Genomic DNA, 20,814 nt, shown 5'->3' with positions numbered 1-20,814 from the left:
TGCGCGCTCAGCAGCGCATGTCCTCCAGCGCGGCGAGCGCGCCGCGGTAGAGCGCCCGGCGCTCGTAGAGACCGCACATGGGCGACACGTGCTCGTGGATGAAGCGGGTGATGGCGTCGAACTGCAACCGGTCGGCCATCTCGTTGAAGCCGCGGCTGTGCCAGAACCACGCGGCCGTGAGGCAGGCGTCCCCGGGGCGGGCAACCAGATCGGGCTGCTCCTCGTAGGGCCGCTGCAGCGCCGCGCCGGCATTGCGGTAAGTGGCGCGGCCCACCAGGCGGATCAGCCCGCGGCCCCGGTAGCGCCAGCCGTCGCCGCTGGAGGCGTCGCCGTTGCCGTGGCGGTCGCACAGCACGGCATTGGCCAGCGCCTGCGGCGCGCCCAACAGCCGCTCGGCGTCGTCCAGGTCGTGCACGCGGCCGGGCCACATGGCGCAGATGCGCTCCGGCGTGCGGTAGAGCATGCGTTCTTCCAACGTGACGAAGCCACGGCTCTCGAAGGCGCACTGGGAGACGAAGGCCGCGATGCGCTCCGGCGTGCGGATGTCGAAGCGCTCGCAGGCTTGGCCCAGGGCCTGGTGGTAAGCATGGGCCACGCGCGGCGCGATGCCGGCGGCAGCCAGGGTGGCGAGGATCAGCATGGTGTGTCCCGTGTGCCGTCGAGGGCGACGGACGCCGTGCCGCATCGCCACCGAGTCGGCCTGGCGCCCCACGAGAAGCGCAAAACAATATTTGCGCGCTGCAGCATGGAAACGAGTTTGCGCGCTGCAACATGCGCGTGCCAGCAACCGGACCGCCTCCCGCGGCGCAAGTTTGTTGCGCTTTGTATCCTGACTGAAGCCGGGCTATCCCCGGTATTTCACCGGGCCTTGATGCTCACTTCCCCGGGCGAACAGGCCTTGCCAGCGGTCGCTTGGTCGCGTCCAACCCGGCATACCGCATCGATTCGTCACTACTGGAGCTACTCATGAAACGTCGTGCACTGGCACGCACCTTTTCCGCCCTTCCCGCTTTGCTGCTCCTGGGTCCGGTCCTGTCCCGGCCGGCCTGGGCCGCGCCCACCTCGGCGGAGGCGACCTCGGGCATCCGCGCCGCCCTGGAGCGCGGCGCCGCCAGCGCGGTGGAGTCGCTGGGGCGTCCGGACGGTTTTCTGGGCAACCCGCAGGTGCGCATTCCGCTGCCGCCGGTGCTGGAGCAAGCCGCGGGCGTGCTCAGGCTCATGGGCCAACAGGGCCGGGTCGATGAGCTCGTCACCGCCATGAACCGCGCCGCCGAGGCCGCGGTGCCCGAGGCGAAGACGCTGCTGGTGGAAGCGGTGCGCTCGATGTCGGTCCAGGACGCGCTGGACATCGTGCGCGGCGGCGACACCGCCGTGACCGAATTCTTCGCCGGCCGCACGCGCCAGCCGCTGACCCAGCGCTTCCTGCCGATCGTGACCCGCGCCACGGAGAAGGTGGCGCTGGCGCGCAGCTACAACGAGCTGGCGGGCCGGGCCGGCACGCTGGGGCTGGTGCGCGCCGAGGACGCCAACCTCGAGCGCCACGTCACGGCCAAGGCCGTGGACGGGCTGTTCTTCATGATCGGCGAGGAGGAGCGCCGCATCCGCCGCGACCCGGTGGGCACCGGCAGCGCCATCCTGCAGAAGGTCTTTGGCCGGTTCTGACGCACCTGAATCCCGCTTTCGGCCGCGTCCGCAAGCCGCGCACCGCCCTGGAGCGCGTGCCGGCTGACTTCCCGTGATTTGTGCACGGTCACACCCGCAACGATTGACTTGGCACAGATCAAGCCCAGGTGGCTTCCTGCACAGTGGCTCCGGGTGTGTTGCAGCAGTCCGCTCGGCAAGGCGGGAGAGGAAAAGAAACGATGAGACTGGCCGATTTCAAGATTGGGGTGCGCCTGGGGACGGCGTTCTGGTTGATCATGCTGGTGACCTTCGCGTCGTCAGGCCTGGCACTGCTCAAGCTCGCCGAAATCCAGCGCAACCTGGAGCAGGTGGTGAAGGAGAACAACGTCGCCAGCGCGTACAGCCACACGATGAACGACGCGCTCCAGAACGCCAACCGCGTGCTGCCCACGCTGGTGCTCACCAGCGACGAAGGCGAGCGGCAGAAGCTCAAGGACGAGCTCGCCAGCATCCGCCAGATCTATGACATCTCCCGCACGGCGCTGGAGGAAATGCCCCACACCGACGAGTTCATGGCGCTGCTCAAGCGCCTGGACGAGACGCGGGACGCCACGCGGCCCGTCAACAACCAGCTCTTCGAGCTGGCCATGGCCGGGCAGCGCGAGGAAGCGACGGTGCTGCTGGTGGAGAAGTCCCAGCCGCTGACGCTGGCCTGGCAGCAGCTGGTGCAGGAAACCGTGCGGCTGCAGGACGCCGCCAGCTGGCGGATGTACGAGCAGGCCGAGAGCAGCTATGAGCACGCACGCAACCTGCTGATCGGCTTCACGGCGGCGATGATGGCGCTGGCCAGCGCGCTGGGCTGGCTCATCACGCGCTCCATCACCGTGCCGCTGCGCCGCGCCTGCGACGTGGCGCTGCACGTGGCCGAGGGCGACCTCAACACCGAGGTGCAGGTCGAGGGCCGCGACGAGACCGCGCAGTTGCTCAGCGCGCTGGGCACCATGAAGGGCAAGCTCACGCAGATCGTCTCCGGCGTGCGCCAGAACGCCGAGGGCGTGGCCACCGCCAGCGCCCAGATCGCGCAGGGCAACCAGGACCTGAGCCACCGCACCGAGCAACAGGCCTCCTCGCTGGAGCAGACCGCCGCGGCCATGGAGGAGCTGGGCAGCACCGTCAAGCACAACGCCGACAACGCCAGCCAGGCCAACCAGCTGGCCGTCGGCGCCTCGTCGGTGGCCGTCAAGGGTGGCGAGGTGGTGGCGCAGGTGGTGGACACCATGCGCGGCATCGAGACCAGCTCGCACAAGATCGCCGACATCATCGGCGTGATCGACAGCATCGCCTTCCAAACCAACATCCTGGCGCTCAATGCCGCGGTGGAAGCCGCGCGCGCCGGCGAGCATGGCCGGGGCTTCGCGGTGGTGGCCGGCGAGGTGCGCAACCTGGCGCAGCGCAGCGCCACGGCGGCGCGCGAGATCAAGCAGCTCATCACCGACAGCGTCAACCGCGTGGACCACGGCTCCAAGCTGGCCGACCAGGCCGGCCACACCATGCAGGAGGTGGTGACGGCGGTGAAGCGCGTCTCGGACCTGATGGCCGAGATCAGCGCCGCCAGCGCCGAGCAGAGCAAGGGCGTGGCGCAGGTGGGCGAGGCGGTGACGCAGATGGACCACGCCACGCAGCAGAACGCCGCGCTGGTGGAGGAAAGCGCCGCGGCCGCCGAGAGCCTGCGCGCGCAGGCCCAGCAACTGGTGCAGGCGGTGGCGGTGTTCCGGCTGCAAAACGACGGCATCGCGCCGGCCGCGCCCGCCGTGGCCACCGTGCCCAGCCTGCCGGTGGCAGCCCCTGCGCCGGCCTGGGACAGCGCCGAGCGCCGCACTCCCGAGCGCACGCACACCGTGACGCGGCCGAGCTTCGCCCGCAAGGCGGCGGCGCCCGCCCCTGCCGCGACACCGGCGCCGGTGCCCGCGGAATCGCATGCCGCGCGCTCGGGCACGTCCGACACCGACGAGTGGACCTCGTTCTGACGGGGCCGCCGCGCGCCGCGCGCTGACGCGGCGCCGCGCGATCTCCATCCCCAAAGACAACGGGCCCGCGAGGGCCCGTTTTGCTTGGCGTGGCGCGCGGGCCCGGTCAATCAGGCATGCGCGTCCTGCGCCTTGGCCGCGGCCACCGCATCGGCGGCGCCGCTGCGCGCGCCGTTGAAGAAGAGGTTCAGCGCCACGGCGGCGATGGAGGCCAGCAGGATGCCGCTGTCCAGCAGCGGGTGCAGGCCGTGCGCCATCTGCTGCATCCAGCGCGGGGCCACCAGCGGGATCATGCCCGCGCCGATGGAGATCGCGACGATGTAGAGGTTGTGGCGGTTGGCGGTGTAGTTGACCGTGGACAGGATGCGGATGCCCGTGGCCGCCACCATGCCGAACATCACCAGCCCCGCGCCGCCGAGCACGAAGGTCGGCACCGACTCCACCAGCGCCGCCATCTTGGGCAGCATGCCCAGCACCAGCATGATCACGCCGGCGGCCACGCACACCCAGCGGCTCTTCACGCCGGTGACGCCCACCAGGCCCACGTTCTGCGAGAAGCTGGTGTAGGGGAAGGTGTTGAAGACGCCGCCGATCACGGTGCCCAACCCGTCGGTGCGCAGCCCGGCGGCGAGCTCGGCCTGGCCGATCTTCTTGCCCGTGATGTCCGACAGCGCCAGGAACATGCCGGTGGACTCGATCATCACCACGATCATCACCAGCGTCATGGTCAGCACCATGATCGGGTCGAAAGTGGGCAGCCCGAAGGAGAAGGGCGTGACCACGTCGAACCAGTGCGCCTTGGCCACCTTGGCGAAGTCCATCTTGCCCATGGCCACCGCCACCACGCAGCCCACCACGATGCCCAGCAGCACCGAGATGTTGGCCACGAAGCCGCGGCCCCAGCGGCTGATGCACAGGATCACCAGCAGCACGAAGCCGGCCACGGCGAGGTTGTCCAGCGCGCCGTAGGCGGGGTTGTCCAGCATCGGGATCGGGCCGAGCTTCAATGCCGGCGCCTGCGCGCCCGCGGGCACGGAGGCGGAAGCCGCTGCCGCCTTGGCCGCATCGACCATCGCCACCAGCTTGGGAACGTCCACCTGCTGCGCCATGGGGGCCGGGCCGCCCAGGGCCCAGCCGATGCCCACGCGCATGAGGCTGATGCCGATGACGGCAATGATGCTGCCCGTGACCACCGGCGGGAAGAAGCGCAGCAGCCGGCTCACCAGCGGCGCGATCGCGATCGACACCAGCCCCGCGCCGATGATGGCGCCGAAGATTGCGCGCGCACCTTCCACGCCCGGCTGCGCGTTGGCCATGGCCACCATCGGGCCGACGGCGGCGAAGGTCACGCCCATCATCACCGGCAGCCGGATGCCGATGTGGCGCCCGAAGCCCAGTGCCTGGATCAGCGTCACCAGGCCGCAGCAGAACAGGTCGGCCGAGATCAGCATTGCCACCTGCTCGGGGCTGAGCTTGAGCGCTCGGCCCACGATCAGCGGCACCGCCACGGCGCCGGCGTACATCACCAGCACATGCTGCAGGCCCAGCGCGGCCAGGCGGCCGGTGGGGAGTCGTTCATCGACCGGATGGGTCTCGGTGTGGGCCATGGCTCCTCCTTCAGGTAAGGCTCCGCCCGGCGGCTGCGCCGGCAGGAGCGGCGGCCGCGAAGCGGGAATGGGAAACGGGTGAGGCTTACTGCTGCGCTGGCGCGCCGCTCTCGAACCAGCGGCGCAGCAGGTCGCGCTCGGCCTCGGTGATCTGCGTGGCGTTGTTCAGGGGCATGAGCTTCTGCACCACGGCCTGCTGGTACACGGCCTGGGCGTTGACGCGGATGAGCTCGGCCGTGTGCAGCGCCACGTTCTTGTTGGCCAGCTGGGCGTTGTGGCACATGACGCAGCGCTGCTCGATCACGCCCTGCACCTGCGCGAAAGCCACCGGCTCCCGGGCTGCGGCAAGCTGCGCATCGCTGCGCGGCGGCGGCGCGAGCCAGAAGGCCAGGCCGCCCAGCGCCAGCGTGCCCACCACCGCGTGCTCCCAGGGCGTGCGCTTGCCCAGCACGTGCGCCTTGTGGCGCGAGACGAAGCTGTGGCGGATGAGCGCGCCGGCAAGCATCAGCAGCACCAGCACCAGCCAGTTGTGCTTGGCCTGGTACAGCCAGCCGTAGTGGTTGGACAGCATGGCGATGAGCACCGGCAGCGTGAAATAGGTGTTGTGCACGCTGCGCTGCTTGCCGCGCTGGCCGTGGATCGGGTCCACGGGCTGGCCGGCGCGCAGCTGTGCCACCACCTTGCGCTGGCCCGGGATGATCCAGAAGAACACGTTGGCGCTCATGGCCGTGGCGATCATCGCGCCCACCAGGAGGAAAGCCGCGCGGCCCGCGAACAGCTGGCAGGCCAGCCACGAGGCGAACACCACCAGGGCGAAGACCAGCACGCCGACGATCAGGTCGCCGTTCCTGCGGCGTCCCAGCGTGCGGCAGATGGCGTCGTAGATCAGCCAGAAGGCGGCAAGGAATCCCAGCGCCGCGCCGATGGCCGCGCCCGGCGACCAGTCGAACACCGACTTGTCCACCAGGAAGGTGCCGGCGTTGAAGAGGTAGAGCACCGTGAACAGCCCGAAGCCCGTGAGCCAGGTCGAGTAGCTCTCCCAGTACGACCAGTGCAGGTTCTCGGGCAGCGGCAGCCACTTGGGCGCCACCATGTACTTGTTGGAGTGGTAGAAGCCGCCGCCATGCACGGCCCACATCTCGCCGTCCACGCCCTTCTTCTTCAGGTCCTCATGCGTGGGCGCGCTGAGGCTGTTGTCGAGCATGACGAAGTAGAACGACGCGCCAATCCAGGCGACGGCCGTGATGACGTGAGCCCAGCGCAGCAGCAGGTTGGCCCAGTCGATGAGGTAGGAAAGGTCCATCGGTGATACGGCAGGAAGCGCCGGCGGGATGGGACCACCGGCTTCTTCCCCTCACCACAGCGGGCTCTGTGAGGAGCGAACGTCGCAACCTGATGCCGGCGCTTCCACAGGAAGCACACCCGCCCGGGCTCCGCGGCGACGTGAATCAAACTGTATACAGTCTTGTGCGCGGTGCGGACAGTAGTTTCCCGCAAGCGCCACGACATGATGCACAACTGGAATGCAAGTCCCGGGCCAGGGGACGGGGCGAACGCACTGTCCAGGGGCAAGAGCTGGCAAACCATGGCGGCGCAAGGCCCAGTCGCTCTCCATACGGGTGCCTGACGCACCGTGCAGGCGCAGCATGCTGCCAAGTGGTGCTTGCTATTTCAAAGAGCGGGTATCCGATGCAACGGGGGACTTGTATACAGCTAATGGAGCGAACGCGCCCGAATCACACCGCCCCGTGCGCCTCCACGTACAGCGCGTACACGGAGTGGCTGCTGGCCATGTAGAGCCGGTTGTTCTTCGGCCCGCCGAAGCACAGGTTGGCGCAGCGCTCGGGCAGCCGGATGAAGGCCAGCGGCTTGCCCTGCGGGCTGAACACCATCACGCCGTCCAGGTCCTCCGGGCGGCCCTTGAGCGGGTAGACCTTGCGCCCGCCCACGTCCACCGGTTCCGTTGCCAGCGCACCGTTGCTGCCCCAGCCGCACCACAGGTTGCCGTCGCGGTCCACCTTGAAGCCGTCGAGCGCGCCCTGGTCCGCGGCGTCGATGAGCTTGGTCTTGTTGGACAGGCTCACGCCGTCCGCGCCCACGTCGTAGCTCCAGATGCTGCGGTTGGGCGTGCCCTTCCACTCCACCACGTAGAGCTTCTTCTCGTCGGGCGAGAAGGCCAGGCCGTTGGGGTTCACGAGGTCCGTGATCACGGCGCTGAGCTTGCCGTCGGGCCCGATGCGGTACACGTTGGTCGTGGCCTGCTCCGGCTTGGCCCTGAAGCCTTCCCACTCGCCGTTGATGCCGAACAGCGGGTCGGTGAACCACAGGCTGTCGTCGGACTTGGCAACGATGTCGTTGGGCGCGTTGAGCCGCTTGCCCTCGAAGCTGTCGGCCAGCACGGTGAGCTTGCCGTCCTTCTCGGTGCGCACCACGCGCCGCGTCAGCGAGTGCTCGCAGGTCACGAGCCGGCCCTGGCGGTCGCGCGTGTTGCCGTTGGCGTAGTTGGCGTTGGCGCGGAAGACGGTGACGGCCCCCGTCTTCTCGTCGAACTTCATGATCCGGTTGTTCGGGATGTCGCTGAACAGCAGGTAGCCGCCCTCGGGGAAGTAGGCCGGCCCCTCGGCCCAGCGCAGGCCCGTGGTGACCTGCTCGACGGTGCTGCTGTAGATGCGGTACTTGGCGAAGCTCGGGTCCAGGATCAGCAGCGCGGGATCGGGATAGCGCTGGTTGGGTGTGAACGGAAAGGCTTGCGCCAGGACGCCGCCGCCCAGCGACGCCAGCCCGGTGGCGGCAAAGCCCTTGAGCAGCCGGCGGCGCGCCATCAGTCGTTCTTGCATGTCATGTCTCCTTCTTGGCTTTCTCATGGAAAAACGGCGCCGGCTGTGAAGGCCGGCGCCGCTTGATGCCCATGCCCAGATTCAGGCTCAGGCTTGGGTGTAGGACGTCTTCACGGTGGTGAAGAACTCCGCCGCGTAGCGGCCCTGCTCGCGCGGGCCGTAGCTGGAACCCTTGCGCCCGCCGAAGGGCACGTGGTAGTCCACGCCCGCGGTGGGCAGGTTCACCATCGTCATCCCGGCTTGCGCATGGCGCTTGAAGTGCGTGGCGTGCTTCAGGCTGGTGGTGGCGATGCCCGAGGCCAGCCCGAAGGGCGTGTCATTGGCCAGGGCCAGCGCCTCGTCGTAGTCCTTCGCGCGGATCACGCTCACCACCGGGCCGAAGATCTCTTCCTGGTTGATGCGCATGCCCGGCGTGGTGTCGGTGAACAGCGCCGGCGTCATGTAGTAGCCCGGCGCGCCCTCGCTGTTGCGGCCCAGGGCCTCGCCGCCGGCGGCCAGTCGCGCGCCCTCGGCCTTGCCGATGGCCACGTACTCCAGGTCCTGCGCCAGCTGCTTCTCGTCCACCACGGGGCCGATGTCGGTGCCGGCCTTGCGCGCGTCGTCCACCTTGATGGACTTCATCTTCTCCACCATGGCGGCCACGAACTTGTCGTGGATGCCCTCGGTGACGATGACACGGCTGGACGCCGTGCAGCGCTGGCCGGTGGAGAAGAAGCCGCTGTTGACCGCGCAATTGACGGCCACCCCCAGGTCCGCGTCGTCCAGCACGATGAACGGGTTCTTGCCGCCCATCTCCAGCTGGAATTTCGCCAGGCGCGCCACACAGGCCGCCGCGACCTGCCTGCCGGTCTGCACCGAGCCGGTGAAGCTGATGGCGTTGACGCGCGCGTCGTCCAGCATCGCCTGGCCCACCACCGAGCCGCGGCCCATCACCAGGTTGAACACGCCCGCGGGCAGCCCCGCGCGGTGCAGGATGTCGGCCAGCGCCCAGGCCGAGCCCGGCACCAGGTCCGCCGGCTTGAGCACCACGCTGTTGCCGAAGGCCAGCGCCGGCGCCAGCTTCCAGGCCGGGATGGCGATGGGGAAGTTCCACGGCGTGATCAGGCCCACCACGCCCACGGGCTCGCGCGTCACCTCGACGCCGACACCGGGCCGCACCGAGGCCACCACGTCGCCCGACGCGCGCAGCGCCTCGCCCGCGAAGAATTTAAAAATGTTGCCCGCGCGCACGACCTCGCCGACGGCCTCGGGCAGCGTCTTGCCCTCCTCGCGCGCGAGCAGGTCGCCCAGCTCCGCCTTGCGCGCCAGGATCTCGCTGCCGGCGGCGTCGAGGATGTCGAAGCGCTGCTGCGGCGTGGACAGGCCCCAGGCGGGCGCGGCGGCCTGCGCCGCGGCGATGGCCGCGCGCGCCTGCGCGGCGTCGGCCTGCGCGTACTCGCCCACCACGTCGCGGGTGTCGGAAGGGTTGATGTTGCGGCTGACGCTGGCGCCTTCGACCCACTCGCCGCCGATGAGGTTCTTGAACATGGTGTTTCCTCGGAAATGGCTGCCGGCCGGCGCGCATGCGCCGGCCGGCCAACGGATGTCATGGCCGCGGCGGCCCGCAAGGGTGCCGCGGCGTGGCCGCGCTTACTGCGCGCCCAGGCGGCCGATCAGTTCGCGCAGGTGCTCGACCTCGGCGGGCTTGAGCTCCGACAGCGGCGGGCGCACCGGGCCGGCGCCGTGGCCGACGATGGTGGCGCCGGCCTTGACCAGGCTCACGGCGTAGCCCTGGCCGCGGTTGCGCAGCTCCACCAGGGGCAGGAAGAACTCGTTGATCAGGCGACCGGTGGTCGCGGTGTCGCCCGCGGCATGCGCGTTGTAGAACTCCATCGCGGTGCGGGGGATGAAGTTGAACACCGCCGAGGAGTACACCGGGCAGCCCATGGCCTTGTAGGCGCCGGCGAAGACTTCCGCCGTGGGCAGGCCGCCCAGGTACGCGAAGCGGTCGCCCAGCTTCTGGCGCACGTTGACGAATGCCTCGATGTCGCCGATGCCGTCCTTGAAACCGATCAGGTTCGGGCAGCGCTCGGCCAGCTTCAGCAGGGTCTCGGCGCTGTAGCGGCAGGAGCCGCGGTTGTAGACCACCACGCCGATCTTGACGCTCTTGCACACGGCCTCGACATGCCGGACCAGGCCTTCCTGCGTCGCCTCGGTGAGGTAGTGCGGCAGCAGCAGGATGCCCTGCGCGCCGGCGCGCTCGGCCTCCTGCGCGTACTTCACGGCCAGCGTGGTGCCGCCGCCGGCGCCCGCGACGATGGGCACGCGGCCGCGGCAGGTTTCGGAAGCAACCTTCACCACGTCGAAGAACTCGCCCGGCTCCAGCGAAAAGAACTCGCCCGTCCCGCCAGCGGCGAACAGCACCGACGCGCCATAAGGCATCAGCCATTCCAGGCGCTCGGCGTAGCCGCGAGCGTCAAAACGCAGCTCGCTGTCAAAGTCGGTCAGCGGGAAGGACAGCAGGCCGGATTGCAGGGCGTGCTTGAGCTCTTGGGGGGACATGTGTTCTCCGTGGGATGCAGTTGTCAGGGACACACGGCGAGTCATCGCGTCGTGTTGTATGTCATCGTACAACCTAAGCGGACACGCATCAAGCACACTTCCCACGGGATATTACGTACTTGCCGCTGAGCGCCACTGAAGCGCAAGGCTCGTTGTACGACAACACAATGGAGATCACACGTTGGCACCGCCTGTCAGGGCGGCCAGCCGGTTCAGGGCCGCTGCGGCGTGCGCTCCAGCCGGGCCACGTCCAGTCCTTGTGCCGCCAGGCGCTGCAGCAAGGCCTCGTAGCGCGCGGGCTCGACCCGCGGCGTGCGCGAGAGGATCCAGAGGTACTCGCGCCGCGGTTCGCTCACGGCGGAGAGTTGATAACCGGCATCGAGGTCCACCACCCAGTAGTCGCCCCAGACGGAAGGCAGCCATGACAGCCACGCCGGCGCGAAGCGCACCTTGAGCCGCGGCGAGTCGGGGCCGCCGAGCTGGCGCGCCGTGCCCACGGCCTCGTCCATGCCGCCGCCGGCCACCCGGCAGCGGTTGAGCACGCGCACGGTGCCGTCGTCCTGGCGGCTGTAGTGCGCCTGCGTGTCGGCGGCGCACTGCTGCTGGAAGCGGTTGGGGAACTTGGCGATCTCGTACCAGGCGCCTTCGTAGCGCGACAGGTCCAGCGCCGCGATGGGCTTGAGCTCGCCGGCCGCCGGGGACGGTGGCGTGGCGTTGAACGCGGTGCAGCCGGCCATCAGGGCCAAGGGCAGGGACAGGGCGAGTGCGAATCGCATGGGGGTGCTCCAAGGTTGCGGACGAAACCAGGCCGGGGCGCCGCGCCCGGCGCTCACCCCTCGGTCTTGAGGAACAGGTCCCGGTCCGGCGCAAAGGCCGCGTACAGCGGCAGCAGCGCGCCGCCGATGGCGCGGGCTTCCGCGCCGATGCTGCCCATCAGCAATTGCGGCGCCGCCACGCCTTCCCAGTCGTACAGCGCCTGCGCGCGCCGCACCGCGTCCAGCAGCGCCTGCAGCAATTCGCGGCCGAAGACGCCGTCGATGATCACGCCCTCCAGGTCCAGCAGGCAGGCCGCCGCGCTCATGGCCATGGCGATGGCCCGTCCGGCCTGCGCCAGCCAGGCCTCGGTGTGCGGCCGCCAGGGCGGCTGCAGCGCCTGCGCCAGCGCCGCGGCATCGGCGGGCAGGCCAGCCTCGCGCCAGCGCCGCTCCAGGGCCAGCAACGAGGCGGCGCTCAGCAGTTGCGGCGGGCAGCCGCCCTCCGCGTCCGCCAGGCCCAGCGGCAGCGAGCCCACGGCGCCGGCATTGCCGTGCAGCCCCGTGCGCAGCCGGCTGTCCAGCACCAGCCCGCCACCGATGAGCGTGTCCACGAACAGGTACAGGAAGCTGCGCACGCTGTGGCCGCGCCCGGCCACCAGCTCCGATACGCAGGCGGCAGCCGTGTCCTTGAGCGCGTGCACCGGCAGCCCGGAGCACCGCTGCACCTCGGCGCGCAGGTCCACGCCGTGCCAGCGTGCGGCCTGCGCCGGGTCTATGCCCAGTAGAGATGTCCAGCCGCCCATCGACAGCGGCGCCGCCACGCCCACGGCGGTGATGCGCTCGCTGCCCGCGGCACCCAGGTACTGCCGAATGGCCTGCAGCCGCTGCCCGATTTCAGCCAGCACCGCCCGCGGGTCCGGAAAGTCGTGCTCCAGCGACCAGCGCTCGCGCACCGTGCCCACGAAGTCCACCAGCACCATGTCGAGCCGGCGCCGTCCCACGTGCACGCCCACGGCGAAGGCGCCATCCGGCCGCAGGCCCAGCGGCACCGAGGGCTGCCCGACCTTGCCGCGCACGGGCATGCCCTTGAACAGCAACCCCTCCTCCAGCAACCGCTTGCTGATCTGCGACACCGTCTGCGCCGTCAGCCCGGTCAGCCGCGCCAGCTCGGCGCCGGGCAGCGCGCCATGCAGCCGGATCGCGTGCAGCACCACGCGCTCGTTGTACTGGCGCAGCCCGCCCTGGCTGGAGCCGCGCGGCTTCAGGCGCGCCGACGCGGCGGCCCCCTCCTGCTGCAGTGCTCCGACGCTCAAGCTCGTCTCCTCGCGCGCCCCGGCCCGCCGGCCATGCCCGTCCGCGTGCCCCGGGTCCGGACCATCGGCCCGCTCGCCTGGTGGCCTTCGTAAACCAGTGTGGTGCAGCGTGCTATTTAAATCAACGTGACTGATTATTAGGAAAAGCACCCGGCCAAGAAAAAGGCTCCGGAGCCACGCGGATGGCTCCGGAGCCGGGGCCTCAGCCGATGGGCGGCTGTCGGTGAAGGAGCCGCGTCACAGCCGCGGGGCCTGTCCCTGCGGCTGTGACGGGCCTGCTCAAACCGTCATGAAGACAGGGAATCAGGCGTGCCCGGGCGGGTAGGTGAAGCCGAAGCCGCGCTCCAGCTCCAGCCGGGCTTCTTCCAGGAAGTCTTCCTGCACCGGGTCGGGCTCGCCGCCGCGTTGCAGGTGCAGCTCATACCAGGCGGCGATGAGGACGCAGATGGTGGGCTCGGGCCCGTCCACGATCTCCTCGATGTCCAGCCCGCTGGCTTCGCAGATCGCCTCGATCGGCTCCATGGCAAAGACCACGGCGCCGTCCTCCGCGTCCCGCGACAGCTGCAGGTCCGAGAAGTTGATGCCCTCAGGGATGGTGGCATGCAGTTCGATCACGATTTCCCTCCGTGAATGCCGCATTCGGCATGCGCTCGTTGACGAGGGACTGGCCCTGAGGCGTGCCGTCCCCAACCGCCACGGTCTGAAAGGAACGGCCCCGTTGCTGCCAGGCCTCGGACTCAAGCTAGCACGATCCGCACCACGGCGCATGGCCCGCACCGGATCGGCCCACGATCGCGCCGGCCACACCCGCCCCTACCCGCCCGGGCATGGGCGCCGGCCGCACTGGGGAAACGATCGACGCGTCGCGGGCTAACGCGCTGTTGCAGTGCCGCGGGCTCAACACACCCCTGCCGATGGTCGATACCGTGGGCTTGCCCGCCACTCATCGCGGCACGGTATCCATCCGACTCATGACCATGACCACCCCGCCCGTTCTCATCGTGGAAAGCCACCCCGACGACCTCGCCGCCATGGCGCAGGTCCTGGCCGCCGGCCACCGGCTGTCCTTTGCCTGGACCGGCCGCGAGGCCCTGGCCTCCGTGCGCAGGCAACGACCGGCGCTGATCCTGCTCGACACCGAGCTGCCGGACCTGGACGGCGCCGCCGTGTGCCGCGCCCTGAAGGGCGACCCGGACACCGCCGCGATTCCGCTGGTGCTGCTCGCAACCCGCGAGCACGCCAGCCGCAAGGCCGCCGCGTTCCTGGGCGCCGACGGCTGCCTGATCAAGCCCGTGTCGGCGGGGCAATTGCTGGACTGCGTGAAGAGCCGGCTCGTTCCGCAGGCACACACGGCCCTGGACGCCAACTACCGCGACGCGCTGGACATGCTGTGCAGCGCCGGCGGCGATAGCCATGACCGGGCCGGCAAACACCCCCTGCGCATGGCCGCCTATGCCGCCGCCCTGGCGGAAAGCGCGGGCTGGAGCGCCGAGCAGGTGAACCTGATCAACGTGGCCGCCGCGCTGCACGACATCGGCGAGCTCGGCGTGCCCGACGCCATCCTGCTCAAGCCGCTGAAGCTCGACGACGGCGAGTGGGAGATCATGAAAAGCCACTGCCTGATCGGCCACGACATGCTCGCCGGGAAGCAGGCCCCGGTGTTCCAGCTGGCCGCGACCATCGCGCTGCACCACCACGAGAAGTGGGACGGCAGCGGCTACCCGGCGGGCCTGGCCGGGCGGGACATTCCGGAGGCGGCGCGCATCGTGGCGGTGGCCGACGTGTTCAACGCGCTGACGACCACGCGCCCCTACCGCAAGGCCTGGCCGGTGGACATCGCGATGGCCACCCTGCGAGGCGCGGCCGGCAGCCAGCTGGAGCCGCGCCTGGTGCGGCTCTTCGAATCGATCCTGCCGACCATCCTGGAGATCAAGGCCGGCCTGGAAGCCGCCCAGTGCGCGCAGGCCGCAGCGGCCTGAGCTGCACGGCAACGCGCCGGTGGCCGCGGGATGCGGGCGCCACCGGCGCCCGGGGTTGTCCGGGGCCCACCGTCAACGAACCAGGGAGAAGCGATGAATTCGAGGACGTACGCGCACGCGGTGCCATGCCTGCTGCTTTCTCTGTTGGGCGTGTCCGCCCATGCGGACGACGCGAGGCCCAAGCCGGTCTACACGCAGCAATGGTCCGTGCCGTCGAATACCGAGGCGCGCCCGGCTCCGACGCCGCAGGCGCCCGTCACGAAGGACTGGGCCAAGCCCGTGTACACGCAGCAATGGTCCGCGCCGCCCAGGAGCGAAGCACGCACGGGCACCACACGGCAGCCCACCGTGACCCAGGAGTGGAGCAAGCCGCCACAGACCCAGGACTGGGCCAAGCCCGTGCACACCCGCAAGCGCACGGATGCGGAGAACCAGGCGCTGGTGGATCAGACCGTGCGCAACATCGAGCAGCGCACACGCAACGCCAACCCGAACCCCACCCCCGCCCAGCTGAACAACCAGGCGCGCGGCCAGGCCCTCGTCAACGAAGCCTACCGGCGCGCCCATGACCGTGGCGTGGCCGCCGAGCGTGCGCAGCACGAGGCCGACCGCCGGTATTACGAAGAGCGCTACCGCCGCGACGGTTATTGACGCGCCCGCCCGGCGTCCCGTTCACCGAGCTCTCGTTGCCATCCCGCTGGCGGGGAACCCCGCCGGGCCTGGGACAATCGCACCCTGAAGGAGATGCGATGAGAGCTTTGGGTTTCGTGCTGCTGCTGCTGCTGTGGGTGGTGATGGTCTACGCGGGTTACGTGCTGTTTGGCTGGTGGATGGTCGCCTTCGCCATGCTGGGCGCGCTGTGGACGTACTTCAAGTTCAAGGCGCGCCAGGAAGCGGCGCGCAAGGCCGCGCAGGCCGACGGCGGGTCCTGAGCGGCACCCGCGGACGCACAGCGCGACGGCATGCAGGGCATCAAGCGCCGCGTCGTCTACGTGACGCTGTACGAGGCGATCGCCATCGTGCTGGCCGGCGCCGGGTTCATGGCGATGTCGGACGCGGACCTGCGACACGCCGGCTCGCTGTCCGTGCTCAGCTCGGCCGTGGCCGTGCTGTGGAACGTGGCGTTCAACCACGCCTTCGAATGGTGGGAGGCTCGCCAGCCGGTGCGCGGGCGTAGCCTGCGCCGGCGCCTGGCGCACGCGCTGGGCTTCGAGGGCGGGCTGGCCGCGATGCTGGTACCGGTGATGGCCTGGTGGCTGGACGTGAGCCTGTGGCACGCGATGGCGATGGACCTGGGACTGGTGCTTTTCTTCCTTGCCTACACCTTCGTCTTCAACTGGGTGTTCGACCGCGTGTTCGGGCTGCCGCGCTCGGCGCTGCCGGTTTGAGCATCCCGGGCGGCGGAAGCTCGCCGCCGGCCTGCCGTGGGCCTGAATGCAATACCAACAACGTGCATGACGAATAAATCGGACTGGCCGGCGCCGCCCGGCACCCTGGCGCACCGCGTGGTGCAGGGCGCGAGCTTCGTGCTGGTGGGCGGGCTGTGCCTGCTGTCGCTGTCGGCGGGGCTGCTCCCGGGACTGCTGGCGGTGTGCGTGAGCTTCCTGCTCACCCGCGCGCTGACGCGCATCCCGCTGCCGGCACGGCATGACGGCGGCGGAGGGATGCCGCCGTGGCTGGCGGCGACGCTGGTCATCGTGGCGCCGCTGGCCGGCCTGGTGGGGCTGATGCTCAACGCCAAGGGCTACTCGCTGCTGGCGGTTCAGCAGTACCAGGCGCTGCTCAACCACCTGGCCACCACCATCCTGGAGATGCGCGAGCGGCTGCCGCCGGAGATCGTGCGCCTCCTGCCCGAAGGCGTGGCCGGCGTGCAGGAATTGATCGCGACACAGCTGCGCGCGCAGGCCAGCCACCTCGCCACGATGGGGCGCACCTGGCTGCACGGTTTGCTGCTGGCCTACGTGGGGCTGATCGTGGGTGCGCTGCTGGCCACGCGCCGGCCGCCGGCGCAGCGGCGGCCGCTGTCGGCGGCCATCGCCACGCGCGCGGCGCACTTCATCGACGCCTTCCGCCAGATCGTGGCGGCGCAGTTCTGGATCGCCGCCTTCAACGCCGTGCTCACGGCGCTGTTCCTGCTGGGGGTGCTGCCCGCCTTCGGCGTGGCGATGCCCTACGACTACGCCCTGGTGGGCATGACCTTCGTGTTCGGCCTGGTGCCCATCGTCGGCAACCTGGTGGTCAACGTGGTGATGACGCTGGTGGGCGTGTCGGTGTCGGTGTTCGTGGGCGTGGCCTGCCTGGCCTTCCTCATCGGCATCCACAAGGCGGAGTACTTCATCAACGCCCGCGTGGTGGGCTCGCGCACCAGCACCGGCGTGTGGGAGCTGCTGGCGGTGATGTTCGCCGCCGAGACGCTGTTCGGCGTCCCGGGGCTGGTGGCCGCGCCGCTGTACTACGCCTATGCCAAGAAGGAGCTGGCGGCGGCGGGGCTGGTGTGACCCTGTTCCCAGAAGATGAGTGGCCTGCTCACTTCTTCCCGCGGATCTTCTCCAGCTCCGCGAACATCTCCTTCGAAGGCGCCTCGCCCGCTTCCTTGCTGAACTTGGCCACCACCGGCTGCAGCTTCTCGCGCAGCTTGGCCTGCTCGGCCGCGCTCAGCTCCGTCACCTGCATGCCCTGCTGCTTGAGCTGGGCGATGGCCTTCTGGCCGAAGTCGCGGATGGTCTTGCGCTCGAAGTCGGTGGCCTCGCGCGCGGCCTCCTGCACCGCCTTCTTCTCGTCGGCCGTGAAGCCATCCCAGGTCTTCTTGGACAGCAGCAGCACCCACACGCTGTAGATGTGCCGGGACAGCACCAGGTGCTTCTGCACCTCGTAGAACTTGCTGGCCAGGATGGTGGCGGTGGGGTTCTCCTGCCCGTCCACGGCCTTCTGCTCCAGCGCGGTGTAGAGCTCGGTGAACGGCATGGGCACGGCATTGGCGCCCAGGGCGTTGAAGGTGTCGATGAACAGCGGGTTCTGGATCACGCGGATCTTGAGCCCGGCGAAGTCCTCGGCCTTGGTGATGGGCTTGCGGCTGTTGCTGACGTGGCGAAAGCCGTTCTCCCAGAAGGCCAGCCCGATGAGCCCCTTGTCCGGCAGCTGGTCCAGCAGCTTCTTGCCGAAGGGGCCGTCGAGCAGCGCGTCGGCCTCCTGCTCGTTCTGGAAACTCAGCGGCAGGTTGAGCACGGTGAAGTCCTTGACCAGGCTCACCAGCGTGGAGCTGTCGGGCACCGTCATCTCCTGCGTGCCGCCACGCAGCGCCGAGATCATGGTCACGTCGTTGCCCAGCGCGCCGCCGGCGTAAAGCCGCACGGTGAGCTTGCCGCCCGTCTTCTGCGACAGCAGCTCGCCGAATTTCTTCACCGAGACGCCCTGCGGGTGGTCGTCGGACAGGCCGATGCCCACCTTCAGCACCTTCTGCGCCGCCACGGGCGCGCTCAGCGCGGCCACCAAGGCCGCCGCAAAGGTCAGGGTTGCGGTCTTCATGCTGTCTCCTGCGTGGTTGGAGGCCAGGGCCGCGGCACACGAGGCGCGGCGGCCGCCGGACCTGTGCCGGCCCGGCGCCCGCGCCGCGCCGCAGCACGGGCCATGCCCGGGGCGGCGCGAAATCGCAGGAAGACGAGAAGAACGGTGTTCGGGCGGCGGCACGCCCGCGGTATCACTGTGTCAGGCTGGCACAGTGGCGCGCTCCACGCCGACGGCATGCACCAGCGGGCGCCGGAACTCCTTGCCGATGACGGCGCGCGCATACAGGTAGTGGCGCAAAGCCTGTTCGCCCAGGCCATCCATGTCCACCAGCCCACGCGCGTCGCACGGGAAGGCGCAGGCACGCATCGGATCGACCAGGGATTCGAAGCGCAGTTCGTAGCCGGGCTGTTCCATTTCCAGGGTGCTCATGCAACACATCTCCTTTGCACGCCGCCCTTACTGCATCGACCGTGCCAACGCCGTGGAAGCCGATGATCCAAGGGTAAACACCGAGAGGGGCGTGGGACGCAGTGTCCGCGCCCTGCCTTGCTGCCGACTGACGCGAAATGGTTTTCACGTTTTGACAACAGGGGCACGTGCAAATGGAACGTTTCGGTTTGCGGACACGCTTCAAGCTGGCACAGGCACGGTGTTTATTGTGATTGCCAGGGCTCCCAAGCGGTTTGGCATCAACAGTATTCGACACCCGCCACGCCACTGCGCCAACTTGTTCACGCCCGCAGCGCCTGCTTGCGCGCAATCTCTTGAGTGTTTCCGGATGAGAGGCTAGGTGCGCGCACCCAATTTCGTGCCGGCAAATGCCGGCCCCCACCGAAACTCCATGCCCGAGGCCGGCGCTTACACCACCCGCACGCGATCTGGCCGGCTCAACGCCGGGCCCGGCTCCTGACCGCCGGCAGGCGGTACACCCGCCCGATCACGGCACGGGCGTACAGGTAGCGGCGCAGCGCCGCATCCTCCAGGCGGTCCATGTCCACCTGCCCGTGCGCATCGCACGGAAAGGCGCAGGCCTGGCACGGATCGGCCAGGGATTCGAAATGCAACTCGTAGCCGGTAAGCTCGATATCCGGTTGATTCATGGCCTCAACTCCTTCATGCCCGGCGCTCCCGACTGCCGCACCGGCGCTTGAATTCCTTTTGCGCTTTACACAGCAGCGAGCGTGCCAGCTCCCCCCGGGTGTATGCCGGGCCCCCCAGAAAAAAGAAAAGCCCGCGGCGGCGGGGCTGGTCACGATTTTGAATCGAGGCTCTCCAAACTCCAGGGCACGCTGCCCTCGAATTTGACCGAAATCCGATCGTGAATATGGAGCATGCGCCATGCCCGCACTTCCTCGGCCCGACGCGGGGCGCTGCTCCGCGGCGCGCCCCCCGTGTCGTGCCGTGACGTTCCCGGCCGACCACGCCCCGCCTACGCCGCCTGGGCGGGCGCGGCCGGCAGATCGCGCAGCGCCTCGCCCACCTGGTCGGCCTGCTGCCGCAGCCGCGCCGCCAGGCCCTGCGCCAGCGCCAGCCGGCGCAGCGCCCAGGGGTTGAGGTCTTCCTCGGGCAGGTACGCCGGCAGGCGCGAGGTGCCGTCCAGTTCGGCCGGCTCCAGCGCTGGCGGCGCGCCGTGCTCCAGCGTGGCGCACAGGTCCTCGGCCGCCCGTGCCAGCGGCGCGCGCAGCGCCTGCAGGTCCAGGCGCCCGCGGCGCAGCACCAACATGGTCTTCAGGGCGGTGAGCTGCGCCAGCAGCTGGTAAGCCTGTACCTGCAGCCGCTCCAGCGACTGCAGCGGCGGACGCACCGCGCGCGGCTCCACCAGCGCGCGCTGCGTGGCCTGCACCAGCGCCGAGAGGCTGTCGTAGGCCTCGCGCCGCGCCAGCCGCCATTGCAGCTCCGGCTCGTCGTCCACCGCGTCGAACTGCCCCAGCGCCAGCGCGACGCGCGCGTGCCGCGCCTGCGCCCGCAGCACCCGCGCGATCAGCGCCGGCAGCTGCCCGCGCTCCCACGAAGGCAGCACGTAGCTGAAGCCCCAGGCCAGGCCCACGCCGATGAGCGTGTCGGCCAGGCGCTCCACCATGTCGAACACCGGGCCGCCTCCGGCCCCCAGCAGGTGTGCCTGCACCAGGCCCAGCACCGTGGCCGCCACCGAGGTGACCAGGTAGCGCTGCACGGCAAAGGCGTGCGCGACGGCCTGCGCCAGCGTCAGCGCCAGCAGCAGTGACCACCCTGGCGGATGCAGCGCCAGCAGCGCCCCGGTCAGCAGGCAACCGAAGAAGGTGCCCAGCACGCGGCTGTCGCGCCGCTCCAGCGTCTGCGCCAGGCTGCCGCGCAGCACCACCACGATGGTCAGCAGGATCCAGTACTCGTGCGTGCCCCAGGGCAGCGCCTGCGCCAGTGCGTAGGCGCTGCCCACGGCCAGCGCGGCGCGGATGGCATGGCGCAGCGGCGGCGCGTCCCAGCGCCACAGCGCCACGAAGGGCCGCCACGACCAGGCCGTGGGGCTGACGAACAGCCGCCAAGCCACGCGCACCGCCGGCAGGTCCGGCTCGCGCTCGCCGCGCGCCAGCGCCACCGCATGCGCCACCTCGTCGGCCACGTGGCGCACGCGGTTGGCCAGGCTGC

20 protein-coding genes are annotated in these 20,814 nt (G+C 69.8%); 7 read left to right on the top strand and 13 right to left on the bottom strand.

Translation table 11 applies throughout. The features are described from left to right. Positions 1–7: 7 nt before the first annotated feature. The gene (locus Q0741_RS11880) at positions 8–640 is read right to left on the bottom strand and encodes a glycoside hydrolase family 19 protein (protein ID WP_298233414.1); all 633 of its coding nucleotides are present in this window, start codon (positions 638–640) and stop codon (positions 8–10) included. Between the two features lie 326 nt (positions 641–966). Here Q0741_RS11880 and Q0741_RS11875 point away from each other — a divergent pair, with 326 nt between their 5' ends. Both Q0741_RS11875 and Q0741_RS11870 read left to right on the top strand, forming a co-directional pair. After that, positions 967–1,662: a DUF4197 domain-containing protein gene (locus tag Q0741_RS11875; RefSeq protein ID WP_298233413.1), complete on the top strand. Its 696-nt coding sequence runs from the start codon at positions 967–969 to the stop codon at positions 1,660–1,662. Positions 1,663–1,862: 200 nt separating this feature from the next. Further along, on the top strand, positions 1,863–3,650 hold the full coding sequence (locus Q0741_RS11870; protein WP_298233412.1) for a methyl-accepting chemotaxis protein: 1,788 nt from the start codon (positions 1,863–1,865) through the stop codon (positions 3,648–3,650). A 110-nt stretch (positions 3,651–3,760) separates the two neighbouring features. Here Q0741_RS11870 and Q0741_RS11865 read toward each other — a convergent pair whose 3' ends face one another. From Q0741_RS11865 to Q0741_RS11830, 8 genes are all read right to left on the bottom strand, one after another. After that, entirely contained in the window at positions 3,761–5,257 is a 1,497-nt protein-coding gene (locus Q0741_RS11865) for a nucleobase:cation symporter-2 family protein (RefSeq protein ID WP_298233411.1), read from the bottom strand. An 85-nt stretch (positions 5,258–5,342) separates the two neighbouring features. Beyond that, positions 5,343–6,560: a urate hydroxylase PuuD gene (locus tag Q0741_RS11860; protein ID WP_298233410.1), complete on the bottom strand. Its 1,218-nt coding sequence runs from the start codon at positions 6,558–6,560 to the stop codon at positions 5,343–5,345. Positions 6,561–6,993: 433 nt separating this feature from the next. Next, complete coding sequence (locus Q0741_RS11855; protein WP_298233409.1) at positions 6,994–8,094, bottom strand: SMP-30/gluconolactonase/LRE family protein; 1,101 nt, start codon at positions 8,092–8,094, stop codon at positions 6,994–6,996. Positions 8,095–8,181: 87 nt separating this feature from the next. Then, positions 8,182–9,621, bottom strand: a complete 1,440-nt coding sequence (locus tag Q0741_RS11850; RefSeq protein ID WP_298233408.1) for an aldehyde dehydrogenase family protein — start codon at positions 9,619–9,621, stop codon at positions 8,182–8,184. A gap of 102 nt (positions 9,622–9,723) precedes the next feature. Next, positions 9,724–10,635, bottom strand: coding sequence for a 5-dehydro-4-deoxyglucarate dehydratase (kdgD, locus tag Q0741_RS11845; RefSeq protein ID WP_298233407.1), 912 nt, complete (start codon positions 10,633–10,635; stop codon positions 9,724–9,726). 212 nt (positions 10,636–10,847) lie between these two features. Beyond that, positions 10,848–11,372, bottom strand: a complete 525-nt coding sequence (locus Q0741_RS11840) for a lipocalin family protein (RefSeq protein WP_298233434.1) — start codon at positions 11,370–11,372, stop codon at positions 10,848–10,850. Positions 11,373–11,464: 92 nt separating this feature from the next. After that, positions 11,465–12,703: an ROK family transcriptional regulator gene (locus Q0741_RS11835; protein WP_298233406.1), complete on the bottom strand. Its 1,239-nt coding sequence runs from the start codon at positions 12,701–12,703 to the stop codon at positions 11,465–11,467. 303 nt (positions 12,704–13,006) lie between these two features. Then, positions 13,007–13,318, bottom strand: coding sequence for a hypothetical protein (locus tag Q0741_RS11830; RefSeq protein WP_298233405.1), 312 nt, complete (start codon positions 13,316–13,318; stop codon positions 13,007–13,009). Between the two features lie 356 nt (positions 13,319–13,674). Here Q0741_RS11830 and Q0741_RS11825 point away from each other — a divergent pair, with 356 nt between their 5' ends. The 5 genes from Q0741_RS11825 to Q0741_RS11805 all read left to right on the top strand — a co-directional run bounded on the left by Q0741_RS11825 (position 13,675) and on the right by Q0741_RS11805 (position 17,180). Next, complete coding sequence (locus Q0741_RS11825; protein ID WP_298233404.1) at positions 13,675–14,682, top strand: HD domain-containing phosphohydrolase; 1,008 nt, start codon at positions 13,675–13,677, stop codon at positions 14,680–14,682. A 93-nt stretch (positions 14,683–14,775) separates the two neighbouring features. Further along, positions 14,776–15,333 carry a hypothetical protein gene (locus Q0741_RS11820; RefSeq protein WP_298233403.1) on the top strand — a complete coding sequence of 186 codons (558 nt, stop codon included), beginning with the start codon at positions 14,776–14,778 and terminating at the stop codon, positions 15,331–15,333. Positions 15,334–15,431: 98 nt separating this feature from the next. Then, positions 15,432–15,614, top strand: coding sequence for a hypothetical protein (locus Q0741_RS11815; protein WP_298233402.1), 183 nt, complete (start codon positions 15,432–15,434; stop codon positions 15,612–15,614). A gap of 30 nt (positions 15,615–15,644) precedes the next feature. Continuing rightward, a complete protein-coding gene (locus tag Q0741_RS11810) occupies positions 15,645–16,070 on the top strand; it encodes a PACE efflux transporter (protein WP_298233401.1) in 426 nt (141 codons plus the stop codon). A 66-nt stretch (positions 16,071–16,136) separates the two neighbouring features. Further along, positions 16,137–17,180: a permease gene (locus tag Q0741_RS11805; RefSeq protein ID WP_298233400.1), complete on the top strand. Its 1,044-nt coding sequence runs from the start codon at positions 16,137–16,139 to the stop codon at positions 17,178–17,180. A gap of 28 nt (positions 17,181–17,208) precedes the next feature. On the opposite strand, the gene Q0741_RS11800 is transcribed toward Q0741_RS11805, so the two are convergent. From Q0741_RS11800 to Q0741_RS11785, 4 genes are all read right to left on the bottom strand, one after another. Beyond that, positions 17,209–18,207, bottom strand: a complete 999-nt coding sequence (locus Q0741_RS11800; RefSeq protein WP_298233399.1) for a TRAP transporter substrate-binding protein — start codon at positions 18,205–18,207, stop codon at positions 17,209–17,211. 180 nt (positions 18,208–18,387) lie between these two features. Beyond that, entirely contained in the window at positions 18,388–18,618 is a 231-nt protein-coding gene (locus Q0741_RS11795; RefSeq protein WP_298233398.1) for a hypothetical protein, read from the bottom strand. Between the two features lie 458 nt (positions 18,619–19,076). Continuing rightward, entirely contained in the window at positions 19,077–19,289 is a 213-nt protein-coding gene (locus Q0741_RS11790) for a hypothetical protein (RefSeq protein ID WP_298233397.1), read from the bottom strand. A gap of 329 nt (positions 19,290–19,618) precedes the next feature. Further along, positions 19,619–20,814, bottom strand: a 1,196-nt coding sequence (locus tag Q0741_RS11785) for an FUSC family protein (protein ID WP_298233396.1), incomplete at its 5' end; no start/stop codon positions are given.

Origin of the sequence: uncultured Azohydromonas sp., from assembly GCF_937926365.1 — a bacterium.
In the GTDB taxonomy this organism is placed as follows: Bacteria; Pseudomonadota; Gammaproteobacteria; order Burkholderiales; family Burkholderiaceae_C; genus Azohydromonas.
This window is presented reverse-complemented; position numbering and strand designations above follow the sequence as displayed.